Origin of the sequence: Planctobacterium marinum, assembly GCF_020687805.1 — a bacterium.
Lineage (GTDB): Bacteria > Pseudomonadota > Gammaproteobacteria > Enterobacterales > Alteromonadaceae > Planctobacterium > Planctobacterium marinum.
Genome location: NZ_JAJEWQ010000002.1, coordinates 547,776 through 561,548, shown reverse-complemented (window position 1 = coordinate 561,548; position 13,773 = coordinate 547,776). Strand labels below are relative to the sequence as shown.

Below are 13,773 nucleotides of genomic sequence, written 5' to 3'. Positions count from 1 at the left end.
TATGCCATGCTGACCTGCCGCGAATTTGAATTAGAGTGAGCTTTAGTGATAACCAGTTAACATTTTTTAAATTGACCCGGGTTTCACGCCAAATAAGGGTGGAATAACGGTTGCAATATTATTTCAAGAATCTAATATTTCTGTATCACACAGGAAGCGGTGTAAGCACATGATAAAACGATTATTTTTTCTTCTATTTTTGATTAATTCCCAGGCACTCATCGCTCAGGAAAACGATGATTTGAGTAGTGTGGACAACACAGAAAGCGACGCCAACTACGCGTTTGTGTCCGACGATCTTTTTATCTATATGCATTCCGGTCCAGGCACCAATTACCGTATTTTAGGTTCGGTGACGGCAGGCAGCGCAATTTCGATCTTAAACACCGATACCGAAGCCGGCTTCACAGAGATCAGTGATGAACGCGACAGAACAGGCTGGATTAAGTCTGAATTTGTCAGCGACACATCTATTCGACAGCAAATTCAGCAACTGGAAGTTCAGTTGGAAGATACCGGCCCTCAGCTACAGACCCAATCCGATGAGATTTTGCGCCTCGAGAGTCAGTTGCGGGCCGCAGAGCAGGAAAAAGTAGAACTGAGCCAACAGCTGGAAGAACAGATGCAGTTGGCGTCTCAGTTAGAACAACAGCTATCAACTCAAACGACTGACGCTGAAAAAGAAATGTTTTATCGCGGCGCAATGGTGGCCGGCAGTGGCGCACTGGCAGGTATATTCCTGACCCTGGTATTGCGCCGGAAAAAGCGTTCAGACTCGCTTTACGATCGCTACTAAATTACGAGCACAGCATTGGGTAGATGCACCATTTACTGACTGATCGCTGAGATAACATACCGATGAGCGCCATTAAAGAACTTGCTGAGTTGCTGAAAAGTATGAAGCCAGTGTTACACCCACAAAATTGGGTGTTTTGTTGTATCGCCCCATCACAATTGACAACAGAGTTAGCAGAATCCTGCTTTGCCATTGTGAAAGAGCAGGAAGGTTTAACACTCATCACTCAGCCAGAGCATGCCGAACAGCTGGGTTTTAACAATGCCGGGCAATATTGTCGCATTGAACTTTTGGTCTATTCCAGCCTTGAAGCAGTCGGTCTGACTGCTGCTGTCAGTAACCGCCTCACGGAACAGGGTATCAGTGCCAATGTGGTGGCGGCATTTCACCACGACCATATTTTTGTGCCTAAAGACAAAGCAGAGCAAGCATTGCTTGCTCTGACTAAATTAAGCGAAGAGCATCAGTAAAGAGCCCCCGTAAAATTCCCTACTTTTACTTCCCACACTACTCTTCTTAAATAACGCAGCGTTGTTCAGTTCAGATACTTATCCGCATTGCTGAAAAACGCATTCAGCACTTTGACATTGGCATCCAGTTGCTTTTGTACACGCCCCGGAAATACCGACTCCAGATGTTTGAGCTGATCGTTACCTGAATGCCAAATCCGCCCCCATTGCGTCTCACTCTCTCTGTCACAGGCTGTCACCTTATCCGGGTCAAAACAATCCCACAGTCCCGGATTCGTTGATTGTGAGTAACCGTCGTAGCCATCCTTGCCGTTGATCTGAAAATTGGTAGTTTCTATGTAGGCAATCGCAATACCGTTGCAGGAAAACGACTCATGATCAGACCAGTCTCCGGTGACCCCTTCCGGATAGCCGGGAAACTCAGGGTGAATCTTATGGGCAGCATCACCCAATTGCTCTTGCGACGCCTGTAACACGGCCTGCCGCATGGACGTTTCAGCATTGTAGTTACTGTTATCTCCACCACATTTATACGGTGTGGTATGAGCGCTGTGTACGTAAAGATAATCACCACCGGCTACCGTATCCAGGTTTACCATGCCGATGATATTTGCGATAACTTCAGGTGTTTCCTGCAAACTCTCCAGGTAAGCTCTGGAGCCCACTTTCCCGATTTCCTCTGCGCCAAAAGCGATAAAGCGAATGCTGTAGGGCAGTTGCTCCTGTTGACTAATGTAACTGGCTACGGCCAACATCACCGCCAGCCCCACGCCATTGTCCATTGCTCCCTGTGAGCCTTTGTCGGAGCCGGTAGAATCAAAGTGAGCACCCAGTACCAGCATGTTGTCTGAAGCCCCTTTGATATCTGCAATGATGTTGCTGGACTTCAAAAAAGCGCCCTTTTTATTGAGTACCGGGTGAGTAAATTTGTGCACCACCGGCTTATAGCCCATCTCAGAAAAGGTTTTTACCACAAAATCAGCGGTCTTTTGTTCGTTCTCGGTTCCGGCTTCTCTGGCAGCAATCCCATTTTCAGGCAAGGTTACGGCTTCCAGATATTGCATCACAGCACTTTGGCCATTGGCAGAAACCGACAGCGAGCTGCCTATCGTCAGGGAAACCAGTGTCGTCATTAACGTTTTTTTAAATATATTCATGTTGGGTGCGCATTTGATTAATACATTGCATTAAGCTTAACCCTAAGATTTAAAAAGTAAATGTGCTGTGCACTCGCCACCGACATTGCCGCGACTATTGCCGCCCTTTCATCACATGGCTATTCGGGCTAAAATCCGGCAATCATATACTTTCGGAGCTGCACATGGTTTCAGTTGAAACATTTCTCGCTTTTAGTTTCGCCGCGTTTTTACTCAGCATTTCTCCTGGCCCGTCCAATCTTTATATTATGGCCCGCAGTATCCATCAGGGATTTATGGGAGGTGCGGTTGCCGCCAGTGGCATGGCAATGGGTTCATTTATTTATGTGCTGTTGTCAGCTCTGGGACTGGCGGCGGTGTTTACCTATGCGCCACTGGCCTATACCTTATTGAAAATCGCCGGGGCTTTGTACCTGATTTATCTGGGGATCAGCTACCTCAGGGCAAAACCTGCTGCTCCAGATGAAGTAACCCAGATAGACAAACGTTCGCTGTCGAGCATATTTAATCAAAGCATTATTGTAGAGCTTACGAACCCCAAAACGGCGCTGTTCTTTCTGGCTTTTTTACCGCAGTTTGTATCACCGGAAAATGGTAATGTCACCTTGCAGTTTATTTTACTGGGCAGTACTTATGCTGTTATAGCTCTGCTTTGTGACCTGTTTGTGGCAGCTTTATCCGGAAAGTTGGGTCACTTTATGAAACAACACCCCCGATTTATACATTACCAGGACCGGTTCTCAGGCTCGCTACTTCTGGGTTTGGGTGGCTGGATTGGCGTCCAGGAAGTGATAAAATAAACCCTTTGCGCTGAAGATCCAGGTTAGCTATCATTTAGCGAGGTTTTTTGCGAGTCCGATAAAATGGGAAAAATCATTACAACCTTGTTGTTTGTGTTGCTACTGGCTCTGCAATACCGCTTGTGGTTTGGAAAGCACAGTATTCCCGACTATTTAAACATGGAACAGGAGCTTGCAGAGCAATTGTTGCATAATCAGAATTTGCGACAGCGCAACAGTTTATTAATTGCGGATATTCAGGATCTTAAAATGGGTCTTGAATCCATCGAAGAACGAGCCAGAAATGAACTGGGCTTGATTAAACCCGGTGAAACCTTCTACCGGATATTACCTTCAGATTAATCCGCAGCCACTGCGCTCTGAATAAAAATTGCGCTCTTAAAAAATTGCGCCTTTAAAACGAATTGCACCCTGAAAACTGAAAGAGCAAGATGCCAGCTACATCCTTATCCGCGCTCAGCGCAACCCGGCAATTTACCGCTGTAGTACCCGCAGCTGGTGTGGGCAGCCGCATGGGCGCCGAAATTCCCAAACAATACCTGCCACTGGGCAACAGCACAGTGTTGGAACAGACTCTGAACCGCTTAATTTCGCACCCCAATATCAACCGCATCGTGCTGGTACTGGGACCAGAAGATCAACAATTTGACTCCCTGGCCATCAGCAAAGCGCCCTGGATTGAAAAAGTCATCGGCGGTACTGAGCGCTCAGATTCGGTAACAAATGGCTTAGACGCCTGTCAGGATGACTGGGTTTTAGTCCACGATGCCGCAAGACCTTGTGTGCGACATGAGGATATCAGCCGTTTGCTGGCACTGGCGGATGGCTCGTCAGGGGGAATTCTGGCCAAAAGAGCGACGGATACGATCAAACTCGCTACCGATAACAATAATCAGGGTTCAGTCCGGGTCAAACAAAGTTTGCCAAGAGCATTGATCTGGCAAGCCCTGACACCGCAGTTCTTCCTCCGTCAGCCATTAATCGAAGCGCTCAGATGGTGCCAGCAACATAATATTGCGGTGACCGATGAAGCTTCAGCAATGGAAAACACCGGTGCTCAGGTGCACCTTGTAGAAGGCGCTCAGGACAATATCAAGATCACTCACCCGGGCGACCTGGCACTGGCACAATTTTATCTGCAACAACAATCAAAAGGTGAACAATGCTCAGAATAGGCCATGGCTTTGATGTCCATAAGTTTGGCGGCGAAGGTCCCATTATTATTGGTGGCGTAAAAATACCTTATGAACAAGGCTTGCTGGCACATTCAGACGGAGATGTGTTATTACACGCCATAAGTGATGCAATTTTGGGTGCGCTGGCACTGGGTGATATTGGTCATCACTTCCCGGATACCGATGATGCCTACAAAGGGGCTGACAGTCGTGCGCTACTAAAATCTGTGTTTCAGCAGGCGCAAACATCGGATTACCAGATCAACAATCTGGACTGCACCATCATAGCTCAGGCCCCGAAAATGGCACCGCATATTGAGGCCATCCGTCACAACCTGGCCGCAGACCTTGCCTGTGATATCAGTCAGATTAATGTCAAAGCTACTACCACTGAAAAGTTAGGTTACACCGGACGCAAAGAAGGCATTGCCTGCCATGCAGTCGTATTGTTAATCAAAAACCCGCAACTATCGCCAATTTCATGAATCAGTTTCCCCACATCCACCACTGGCATTATTTGCATGGCACACCAGCAGGCAGTGCCACTTTAAAAGCCGAACCGGCACATTTCCAGGTGAATGAGGTATTGCCCTTCGCCCCGTCCGGTGAGGGTGAACATCTGTTTCTGCAAATCCGAAAAACCGGATTGAACACCGGTTTTGTGGCCCAGCAACTTGCCAGTCATTACAAGGTCAAAGAACGCGATGTGGGTTATGCCGGTCGCAAAGATAAACACGCTGTCACAACACAGTGGTTTAGCGTCTGGTTAGCGCAAGATAAAGCTGTCGCGAACACGCCTTTTGTCTTTGAAGGTTGTGAAGTACTCGACAGTCAATGGCACCATAAAAAACTCAGACCTGGTAACCTGTCTCATAACGAATTTACGATTCTACTGACTGATGTTCAGGAAGCCGACGACCTCAATGAACGTCTGGCCAATATCGCAAAGCTCGGTGTGCCCAACTATTTTGGGCCACAGCGATTTGGCAATCTCAACGCCGATGGTGTGGCGGGTAATCTGGTACTGGCTGAGTTTTTACTAAAGGGACAAACTATTCGCAAACGAGAAAAGCGCAACCTGGCAATTTCCGCGCTACGTTCATGGTTATTTAATCAGGCAGTCAGTGAACGCTTACATACTTACGGCATAGAAGCCCAAAATGGTGAGGTGTTTAGCTTGACGGGCAGCAATAGTTTCTTTCTCGCCGAAGCCATTGATGAATCCCTACAACAGCGGTTACAAAGCCGGGATATTCAGTTATCAGCCCCGCTTTGGGGCCAGGGAACTCTGCCTTCCGGCGATCAGATTTTAGATCTGGAAAACCAGTTGGCCTCTCAGTACCCGGAAATTTGCGATACCCTGTCCGGGCTAGGTCTGAAACAGGAAAGACGCAAATTACTGCTCTTTCCGGAACAATTGCAGTGCCAGCAATCACAGCAGCAAATCACCCTGAAATTTTCCTTGCCTTCGGGTTGTTTTGCGACGTCAGTCATTAGAGAATTGCTGCGCCTTAATTAATTACACAAAGAAACCGGAGCCATAATGAGGATACTGCTGAGTAACGATGACAGCGTTTTTGCCAAAGGATTGCGGGTTCTGCACGAACACCTGAGCCAGCAACACGACTGTGTGGTTGTGGCTCCCGACAGAAACTGCAGTGGTGCCAGTAATGCCCTGTCGCTGTTGCAGCCCTTGCGCATTCAGGAAATGGACAACGGATTTTTCATGGTCAACGGTACCCCTTCTGACTGTGTGCATCTTGCAGTTAATCAATTTTTAGAGGAAGATCCGCAACTGGTGGTATCGGGCATCAACCACGGCGCCAATCTCGGCGATGATGTGATTTATTCCGGCACGGTGGCAGCCGCAACGGAAGGTCGTTACATGGGGCTTCCGGCAATTGCTGTATCGCTGGCGCAAAAGGACGGAGAACATTTTGAAACTGCCGCCCTGGTGGTATTACAAATCATCAACCATCTGGCAGAGCATCCTTTACCGCCGGACCAGATTTTAAACATCAATGTGCCCGATATTCCCTATGCCGAACTCAAGGGATTGCAGGTGACGCGCCAGGGTAGACGACATCGGTCAGAATCCATGGTTAAATCGAAAGATGCTTTTGGCCGGGAGATATATTGGTATGGCGCGGTAGGTCAGGAGCAGGATGCCGGTGAAGGTACAGATTTTTACGCAGTAGCAAATAATTATTGCTCTGTAACACCACTCAGTGTGGACATGACGGCTTACCAGAGCCTCGACAACATGAAAAACTGGATAGAAAAACTCTAAGAATGGTACAGGCAACTCGAACACTTAATCGCCGGGGGGAAACTCTGGCACAACTGCTGTTTCAGGACGGCATACGCAATTCAATGGTGCTGAAAGCCATTGCCAACACGCCCAGGGAGCTGTTTTTACCGGAAGCGTTGCAGCATAAAGCTTATCAAAACACGGCGCTGCCCATTGGTCAGGGGCAAACTATTTCTCAGCCCTACATAGTCGCCAAAATGACAGAAATCTTACTCAGCGGGCCAACCCCTGCGCAAAAAATTCTGGAAATTGGCACAGGATCTGGTTACCAGTGCGCGATACTGGCCCAATTGTTTCAGGAAGTGTATTCAGTAGAACGCATTAAGTCTTTGCAGTTCCAGGCGAAGAGACGCATGCAAAAACTGGATTTACACAATATAAAAATGAAACACGGTGATGGCTGGGAAGGCTGGGCCAGCAAAGGCCCTTACGACGCCATCATGGTTACGGCAGCCGCCAGCTCACTGCCGCAAGCGCTGTTGCAACAACTGGCACCGGGTGGCCAGCTTATTATCCCCTTAGGCACGAACCAGCAACAACTCAAAGTGTATCGCCGCGATGGTGAAAGCATTAGCGAACAGGTGATTGAAAACGTGCGTTTTGTCCCCCTGGTACCAGGTGAATTACTTTGAGAATATTTGAATTTTGTTATGACAAGACCATGCACTGGGCCAGACATCGCCATGCCCAGTGGTATCTGGGCAGCATGAGTTTTGCAGAATCTGTATTTTTTCCCATTCCACCAGATGTCATGCTGGCGCCGATGTCATTGTCCCGCCCTGATAAAGCCTGGTGGTACGCTCTTGTTACTACCGTTGGTTCAGTATTAGGCGGGATATTAGGTTTTATTCTGGGCTGGTTTGCCTTTGAAGGCATCATTCAACCTTTAGTGGAACAATGGGGCTACCAGGCAAAGCTGGAACACGCCATGCAATGGTTTTCTGAATACGGTATCTGGGTGGTGTTTCTCGCCGGTTTCACGCCTATCCCCTACAAGGTATTTACCATCAGTGCCGGGGCTATGCACATGGCATTTATCCCATTTATTATTGCGTCTACGATCGGTCGGGGAGCGCGATTTTTTCTGGTGGCCGGGCTCATGTACTGGGGCGGCGCGCCGTTTGAGAAAAAGTTACGCCAGCATATCGACACGCTTGGCTGGGCAACTATTTTGCTCGCCCTGCTAGCCTATTTTATACTGCGATAAAGGAGTTGCAGAGTGTCTCGTCAATACTGGATCCTCTGCCTCTCATTTTGCCTTGGGTGGCTGTCAGGTTGTGCTTCAAATAGCAATCCGGCACCGGTTGTTAAACTCAACACGCACAAAGATTATAGCGCTATAAACAAGGGAAGCCTTAAAGCAAAAAATTATACAGTCAAAAAAGGCGACACACTTTACTCAATTGCCTTCCAGGCGGGCAAAGATTTTCGCGAGCTGGCTCATATCAATAATATCTCCGCGCCTTATAGCATCTACCCTGGACAGCAATTAGCCCTGGTTGCGTCAAAATCACGACAAGCGAAAAAATCTTCCACAACAACTGGTCCGACCTCAAAAAAGCAAGTAAATCAACCAGTTGACCCCCCAAAAAAGCAGGCGTATGGTGGACAATATGTTAAGGAGAAGTTACAGACCGAAACGTTTCCACAGAGGGTAAACAAATGGGTCTGGCCAACAAACGGTCGTTTGGTAGGCAAATTCTCTCTTAGCGAAGTAGGAAACAAAGGCATCGATATCAGCGATAAGCGCGGAGCCATTATTAGGGCTGCGGCTGACGGTAAAGTGGTGTATACCGGCAAGGCGTTGCGAGGATACGGTAATTTGATCATTATCAAACATACCGATTCTTACTTAAGCGCTTACGCTCACAACGATGCATTGTTAGTTAGGGAACAACAATGGGTGTCCGCTGGAGAGCAGATTGCCCGAATGGGAAGTAACGACACCGGCCAGGTATTACTGCATTTTGAAATCAGGTACAAAGGCAAATCGGTGGACCCACTACGTTACTTGCCAAAGAGATGATGTAAAAACAATAATAATAAAAGATGACGTGGGAAGGGTATAACTGATAATCCATGACAGGAGAACTTCACTCATGGCCAATAATAGTACCTCAGTCATTGAACTTGCCTCAGAAAATCTGGATGATGATGTTTCAGAAATGGAAGTCGAGGAAGTAGATCAAAGTGACGCACTCGAAGACATTCTTGCCAGTCAGGAAGAAATTCAAAAAAACCTTGACGCTACACAACTTTATTTGGGTGAAATAGGATATTCACCACTACTCACCGCTGAAGAAGAAGTATTTTTTGCGCGACGCGCACTCAAAGGTGACGAAGCCTCCAGAAAACGCATGATCGTCAGTAATTTGCGTTTGGTGGTTAAAATCGCTCGCCGCTATAACAACAGAGGCCTGGCGCTTCTGGATCTCATTGAAGAAGGCAACTTGGGACTTATCCGCGCGGTTGAAAAATTCGACCCGGAACGCGGTTTCCGTTTTTCAACCTATGCCACCTGGTGGATTCGCCAGACCATTGAAAGAGCCATCATGAACCAAACGCGAACCATTCGTTTGCCGATTCATGTGGTTAAAGAACTTAACGTTTATCTGCGCGCAGCCAGAGAGCTGGCACAAAAACTTGATCACGAACCCACAGCAGAAGAAATTGCAAACGCGCTGCAAAAACCGGTAAAAGATGTCGCAAAAATGTTGCGTTTGAATGAACGTATAACTTCTGTAGACACGCCTATCGGCAGTGAAAACGACAAAGCCTTACTGGATGTTATTGCTGACGAGCGCGGCAGTGGTCCTGAAGACGAAGTGCAGGATAATGATATCCGATGCAATATCGTTGAATGGTTGGGTGAACTTAACCCGAAGCAACGCGAAGTCTTAGCCAGACGATTTGGTCTGCTGGGCTACGAGCCTTCAACCCTGGAAGATGTCGGCGCTGAGATCGGACTCACCCGTGAACGGGTCAGACAAATTCAGGTAGAAGCACTACGCCGTTTACGTGAAATTCTGTCGCAACAAGGCCTGAGCCTGGAATCACTATTTAACAAACTGTCCTGAAAAATTTGTTTAGCCGGGCTTTCAGCCCGGCTGACGAATTGCCGCTTTTTGACAACAAAACCCGACACATCCAGGTAGGTTGGAATCTACTCCAGCGCCGCTGTCAGATCAGCTCGAGATTGTTTGAGTGATAGCGAGTCTACAGCACATATTCATAGACGGAATAAAAGTGGCAGGCACCTCCCAACATCACCATAATATGAAAAATAGCATGGGTATAAGGTAGACTTTTAAAAGAATACAACACTGCCCCCAGGGTATAAACTACACCGCCGGCGGTCAGCCAAAACAGGGCGGGAGCAGACAAATTATCGAACAGCGTTTTGCCAGCAAACAGGATGAGCCACCCCATAAATAAATAAACACCAGTGGACAGTAACTTAAAACGTCCGGTAAAAAACAATTTCAGTACAATTCCTACAACGGCTAATCCCCAACTGATACCGAAAATCCACCAGCCAGTTACCCCCGTCAAACCCAACAAGGCAAAAGGCGTATAAGTACCTGCGATAAACACAAAAATGGCACAGTGATCAAACACCCTCAGTTTTGCTCGCGCTCGCGGTGTACTGGCTCGGTGATACAGAGTCGAAGCCAGAAAAAGCAGTATCATACTACTGCCAAAAATAGCCACAGAAACCAATTCCATCACACCCAGAGGTACACTTTTGTGCAGCAACATAGCTAAGCCAATAATGGCCAATAAGAATCCGAAAAAGTGCGACCAGATGTTGATTAACTCTTCACGACGCGAATAGCTTTCAGCCTTAACCATAAAATTAATCCTGTTTCTCAGTTTCGGCCGGAAACAATTTTTTAAAAGAGAATGCTTGCGCAGTCTCTCCATGTTCACGCAACGTCGCCAATTTAGCTTTGGCTTCGGGTAAAGTGGGCAAGTGGCCCGCCGGTATCCACCACAGTACGTAGGTAGCCTGCTTAACCGGCATAAACCATTCTTTTTTACGCTTTAAAAACTGCGCATGTTCTGTTTTAAACAAAAAGTTTTTCAACGACTCCGGATCCTGCCATACCGTTAGATTTGCAATGATGCTGGGATCGTCGTAAACGGGAATCGCCGTTGCATTGCCGGAGTCATCTTTCATACGCCAGACAAAGCCGGGGGATTGCTCACCTAACAGATTGATACGCTCCAGATTATCGACAAAATCTTTCATCACCGGAGAATCCATTTCTGCCAGGGCAGTAGCAATATTGAGTTGTGCCAGATGGAATTGGGACATATACAAAATTTTGAATTCTTTTGTTTTTTACCATACCTGTTTTGCTATCAGGTTGATATCCCTTCACTTTAAAAAATGACTTGCAGAACCGACAATCACTCTTACAATCTAATTTGTTTCCTCTTCAAATAACCAGAGTATGGCAAATTTTAAACAGCATGGATCGTTTGAAGCTCATCTGGTGGGCAGAATCATTGTATTCAAAGGTACCGGCCCCTGGAATTTGGAATCCATGAACGCTGCCGCGGATGAATTTACCGCATTAACCCGGCCTTTGTATGGTAGTCCCTGGGGGATGGTAGGTGACTTTTATGGACAAGCCATTCACGTTCCCGAAGCCGCTGATAAGCTTGTAGAAATTGTATTGCGTGAAAAACAAGTTGGACGCACGGCAACCGGACTGGTGATAACGCATAGCGATGCCCCGCTAATGAGTCAAAAGCACCTCAGTGAAATTTATGGTAAAGCGGCGGAACCCCACGATTTTTTTGCCAGCGTCGATGACGCCATTGCCTGGGTAAATGAAAAAATTAGTGCTGCTGAGTAAAACAGTTGTTTAGTACTTCAAGCTCCTGCTGATAACCTTCTCTACAGAAATTGACTGACAACTTGTTCATGAAGCCGTGTCTAAATTCTGTCTGTCGGATAATAAGATTTTGTTTGCTCTGCAAGGCTGCCATTAACTCTGCGACGCAAAAGTGAGGTTCACTGGCGGGAAAGACCAGTTCCATCGGAAAGCAAGGGGTTAGCGATAAATGGTTACGAATCTGGCTGCCATAGTAACCTTTGGCCAGCGCTATTTTGTCTGGCTCCAGTTGACCGGACAACTGCCATATCGCTGAGGCACCAACACTGAAACCTAAAAGAAACACGGGCGCTGGTGTATCCTTTAGCTCTTGTAACAGAAACTGAGCATACTGCGCCAGCCCTACCCTCTCGCTAAAGTATTGATAAGCATCTTGCTCAGTGTTAAAAGCAGGCGATATATCGCGATAAGGGTGGACAATTTTCGCGTTACCATCAATGGCTTCGGCCAGTTGCCGCAACGCCGGGGTATCACCAAAAATATCAGAAACAAGCATTAAACGCATAGTTTATTGAAGCCTGTTGAACCAAATAAAAAAGGTGGCCATCGGGCCACCTTAAAATAAGCGTTTATCAGAATGCGTAGCGCAAACTAACAGTGTACAGGTCGGCATCTTCTGCTACACCATAACTCACACCAGCGGCAAAATTGTCAGTGAAATAGTAACGTCCTTCGATGGTGAAGGTAGTGTCATCTTCTTCAATGTCAACATAGGAAATTGAGCCGCCCAATTCAAAGGCATCGGTTAACATGGAGCGAGCGCCCACGGCTAGTGAATAGCCATTGTCGCTCTCGGATATACCTAATGCAGAGGCATCAGCGTATTCATAAGAAATACTGGCAAACAGATCTGTCGTTGGCGAGACGCCATAGCGATAACCCACGCCAGCGCTGATGGTGTCCAGATCCAGATCGATACCCGAAATGTCATCACTTAATGCGTTGTAATCCGCCATCAGGAAGATATTCTCGGTTACCAGTACAGAACCCGACAAACCAAAGCCATCTGGCTCCAGGTCTGTATCATCGATTTCTGCTTTAACATAACTCAATTCAACCAAATCCCAGCTGGGAGATTTTGCAAAAGCAGCGCCGGAAAAAAGTAAAGCAACGGAAAGGCCTAAAAGAGACTTCTTCATAAAAAATTCCTTAAAAGTGTGTGTTGGAAAACCGGTCCTCTTGACCGGATGCGCAGTATAACGTTTCGTATATTGCTGTATATGAGCAATCTGCAAGCAATTATGTCTGCGGAAATATTTACCCCACAACAAGGGTAAATATTTGATGCGCAGTATGAGCGAAGTTATCTGAAGCGCCGCTTAACGCTTGATGACTGCGTTCGAGACGCCCCCCCCCTGGCAGCAAATCGCACAACAGGGCCTTATTCAAATGGACTTGGAACACGACCGGAAGCAGGGGTTTAGTGAGGCTGGCAAGGTAAATTAAACTGGATATCCTGTCTGTTTTTTGCCTGGTTTCCGCTATGCTGTCAGCACCAGTCCCGAGAAAACAGGAGCAAAAACTCATTGGCAGGCGTTCATGTTTATCGCAATATAGCCAACAGGTATTTGCTCATTAAACCAACCAAGAGATAAGGATTATAGCCAGTGGCAGTGTCTCAATTTAGCGCCAGGGTATTACAGCCTCAAAAGGCAGAATCTGATTTTGAAGCTTTTGTTGTTGTGCCTAAAGCAGTTAGCGACTGTCTGCCCCGGCGAGGCAGAACTACCGCCGATGTATCCGTTGCTGGTTACGCATTTCAGGTAACGCTGGAGCCTGATGGTAATTTGAGTCACTGGCTTAAGCTGAGCTCCAAAGACCTGGTATCGGGCAATCTTCTTATGGGAGAGGAATATGTATTTGAATTGAGCCCGGCGACAGAAGAGCCTGAACCCAGTGTTCCCAAAGATTTAGCTGACTCAATTCAAAGCTCTGCCGAAGCCCTTGAAACGTGGCAAAGTACCACGACCATTGCAAGAGTCGACTGGATTCATTGGGTAGAGTCTGCCAGGCAGGCAAAGACACGCGCTAAAAGAATTTCTGATGCCCGTAGTATGTTGTCTGAAGGAAAGCGAAGAGTGTGTTGCTTTGACAATTCAGGGTTTTACAGCAAGGCATTAAAACCACCAAAAGTCTTTGCCGGGTAGTCGAAGGCTTTGT

General features: G+C 47.2%; 19 protein-coding genes. 14 read left to right on the top strand and 5 right to left on the bottom strand.

The window, feature by feature from the left end; translation table 11 throughout:
- Nucleotides 1-169: 169 nt before the first annotated feature.
- On the top strand, nucleotides 170-796 hold the full coding sequence (locus LJ740_RS07810; RefSeq protein ID WP_229528515.1) for a TIGR04211 family SH3 domain-containing protein: 627 nt from the start codon (nucleotides 170-172) through the stop codon (nucleotides 794-796).
- A 62-nt stretch (nucleotides 797-858) separates the two neighbouring features.
- The gene (locus tag LJ740_RS07805; protein ID WP_229528514.1) at nucleotides 859-1,266 is read left to right on the top strand and encodes an ACT domain-containing protein; all 408 of its coding nucleotides are present in this window, start codon (nucleotides 859-861) and stop codon (nucleotides 1,264-1,266) included.
- A gap of 65 nt (nucleotides 1,267-1,331) precedes the next feature.
- Here the strand turns inward: LJ740_RS07805 and LJ740_RS07800 are convergent, their stop codons facing one another.
- Nucleotides 1,332-2,423, bottom strand: a complete 1,092-nt coding sequence (locus LJ740_RS07800; protein ID WP_229528513.1) for a M28 family metallopeptidase — start codon at nucleotides 2,421-2,423, stop codon at nucleotides 1,332-1,334.
- Nucleotides 2,424-2,587: 164 nt separating this feature from the next.
- On the opposite strand from LJ740_RS07800, the gene LJ740_RS07795 reads away from it, so the two are divergent.
- The 10 genes from LJ740_RS07795 to rpoS all read left to right on the top strand — a co-directional run bounded on the left by LJ740_RS07795 (nucleotide 2,588) and on the right by rpoS (nucleotide 9,786).
- The gene (locus LJ740_RS07795) at nucleotides 2,588-3,223 is read left to right on the top strand and encodes a LysE family translocator (RefSeq protein ID WP_229528512.1); all 636 of its coding nucleotides are present in this window, start codon (nucleotides 2,588-2,590) and stop codon (nucleotides 3,221-3,223) included.
- Nucleotides 3,224-3,286: 63 nt separating this feature from the next.
- Nucleotides 3,287-3,565 carry a cell division protein FtsB gene (ftsB, locus tag LJ740_RS07790; RefSeq protein ID WP_229528511.1) on the top strand — a complete coding sequence of 93 codons (279 nt, stop codon included), beginning with the start codon at nucleotides 3,287-3,289 and terminating at the stop codon, nucleotides 3,563-3,565.
- Nucleotides 3,566-3,654: 89 nt separating this feature from the next.
- A complete protein-coding gene (ispD, locus tag LJ740_RS07785) occupies nucleotides 3,655-4,398 on the top strand; it encodes a 2-C-methyl-D-erythritol 4-phosphate cytidylyltransferase (RefSeq protein WP_229528510.1) in 744 nt (247 codons plus the stop codon).
- Nucleotides 4,386-4,883, top strand: coding sequence for a 2-C-methyl-D-erythritol 2,4-cyclodiphosphate synthase (gene ispF / locus LJ740_RS07780; protein WP_229528509.1), 498 nt, complete (start codon nucleotides 4,386-4,388; stop codon nucleotides 4,881-4,883). The genes ispD and ispF overlap by 13 nt, the downstream gene beginning before the upstream one ends.
- Nucleotides 4,880-5,917 (top strand): tRNA pseudouridine(13) synthase TruD, encoded by a 1,038-nt coding sequence (gene truD, locus LJ740_RS07775; protein WP_229528508.1) that lies wholly within the window; start codon nucleotides 4,880-4,882, stop codon nucleotides 5,915-5,917. Before ispF ends, truD begins: the two co-directional genes overlap by 4 nt.
- 24 nt (nucleotides 5,918-5,941) lie before the next feature.
- Nucleotides 5,942-6,688: a 5'/3'-nucleotidase SurE gene (gene surE, locus LJ740_RS07770; protein ID WP_229528507.1), complete on the top strand. Its 747-nt coding sequence runs from the start codon at nucleotides 5,942-5,944 to the stop codon at nucleotides 6,686-6,688.
- A gap of 2 nt (nucleotides 6,689-6,690) precedes the next feature.
- Nucleotides 6,691-7,341, top strand: a complete 651-nt coding sequence (locus LJ740_RS07765) for a protein-L-isoaspartate(D-aspartate) O-methyltransferase (protein ID WP_229528506.1) — start codon at nucleotides 6,691-6,693, stop codon at nucleotides 7,339-7,341.
- Complete coding sequence (locus LJ740_RS07760) at nucleotides 7,338-7,916, top strand: YqaA family protein (protein WP_229528505.1); 579 nt, start codon at nucleotides 7,338-7,340, stop codon at nucleotides 7,914-7,916. Before LJ740_RS07765 ends, LJ740_RS07760 begins: the two co-directional genes overlap by 4 nt.
- Nucleotides 7,917-7,928: 12 nt before the next feature.
- A complete protein-coding gene (locus tag LJ740_RS07755; protein ID WP_229528504.1) occupies nucleotides 7,929-8,735 on the top strand; it encodes a peptidoglycan DD-metalloendopeptidase family protein in 807 nt (268 codons plus the stop codon).
- A 73-nt stretch (nucleotides 8,736-8,808) separates the two neighbouring features.
- Entirely contained in the window at nucleotides 8,809-9,786 is a 978-nt protein-coding gene (gene rpoS, locus LJ740_RS07750) for an RNA polymerase sigma factor RpoS (protein ID WP_229528503.1), read from the top strand.
- Between the two features lie 139 nt (nucleotides 9,787-9,925).
- On the opposite strand, the gene trhA is transcribed toward rpoS, so the two are convergent.
- Together trhA and LJ740_RS07740 are read right to left on the bottom strand one after the other, a co-directional pair.
- Nucleotides 9,926-10,561, bottom strand: a complete 636-nt coding sequence (gene trhA, locus LJ740_RS07745) for a PAQR family membrane homeostasis protein TrhA (protein ID WP_229528502.1) — start codon at nucleotides 10,559-10,561, stop codon at nucleotides 9,926-9,928.
- A 4-nt stretch (nucleotides 10,562-10,565) separates the two neighbouring features.
- On the bottom strand, nucleotides 10,566-11,027 hold the full coding sequence (locus LJ740_RS07740; protein WP_229528501.1) for a DUF3291 domain-containing protein: 462 nt from the start codon (nucleotides 11,025-11,027) through the stop codon (nucleotides 10,566-10,568).
- Nucleotides 11,028-11,166: 139 nt separating this feature from the next.
- Between LJ740_RS07740 and LJ740_RS07735 the strand changes: the two genes are divergently transcribed.
- Nucleotides 11,167-11,574: a hypothetical protein gene (locus tag LJ740_RS07735; RefSeq protein WP_229528500.1), complete on the top strand. Its 408-nt coding sequence runs from the start codon at nucleotides 11,167-11,169 to the stop codon at nucleotides 11,572-11,574.
- On the opposite strand, the gene LJ740_RS07730 is transcribed toward LJ740_RS07735, so the two are convergent.
- Together LJ740_RS07730 and LJ740_RS07725 are read right to left on the bottom strand one after the other, a co-directional pair.
- Complete coding sequence (locus tag LJ740_RS07730; protein WP_229528499.1) at nucleotides 11,558-12,118, bottom strand: hypothetical protein; 561 nt, start codon at nucleotides 12,116-12,118, stop codon at nucleotides 11,558-11,560. The genes LJ740_RS07735 and LJ740_RS07730 overlap by 17 nt on opposite strands.
- Before the next feature lie 67 nt (nucleotides 12,119-12,185).
- Entirely contained in the window at nucleotides 12,186-12,752 is a 567-nt protein-coding gene (locus tag LJ740_RS07725) for a porin family protein (protein WP_229528498.1), read from the bottom strand.
- A 468-nt stretch (nucleotides 12,753-13,220) separates the two neighbouring features.
- On the opposite strand from LJ740_RS07725, the gene LJ740_RS23280 reads away from it, so the two are divergent.
- Nucleotides 13,221-13,760: a YdeI/OmpD-associated family protein gene (locus tag LJ740_RS23280; protein WP_229528497.1), complete on the top strand. Its 540-nt coding sequence runs from the start codon at nucleotides 13,221-13,223 to the stop codon at nucleotides 13,758-13,760.
- Nucleotides 13,761-13,773: the final 13 nt, after the last annotated feature.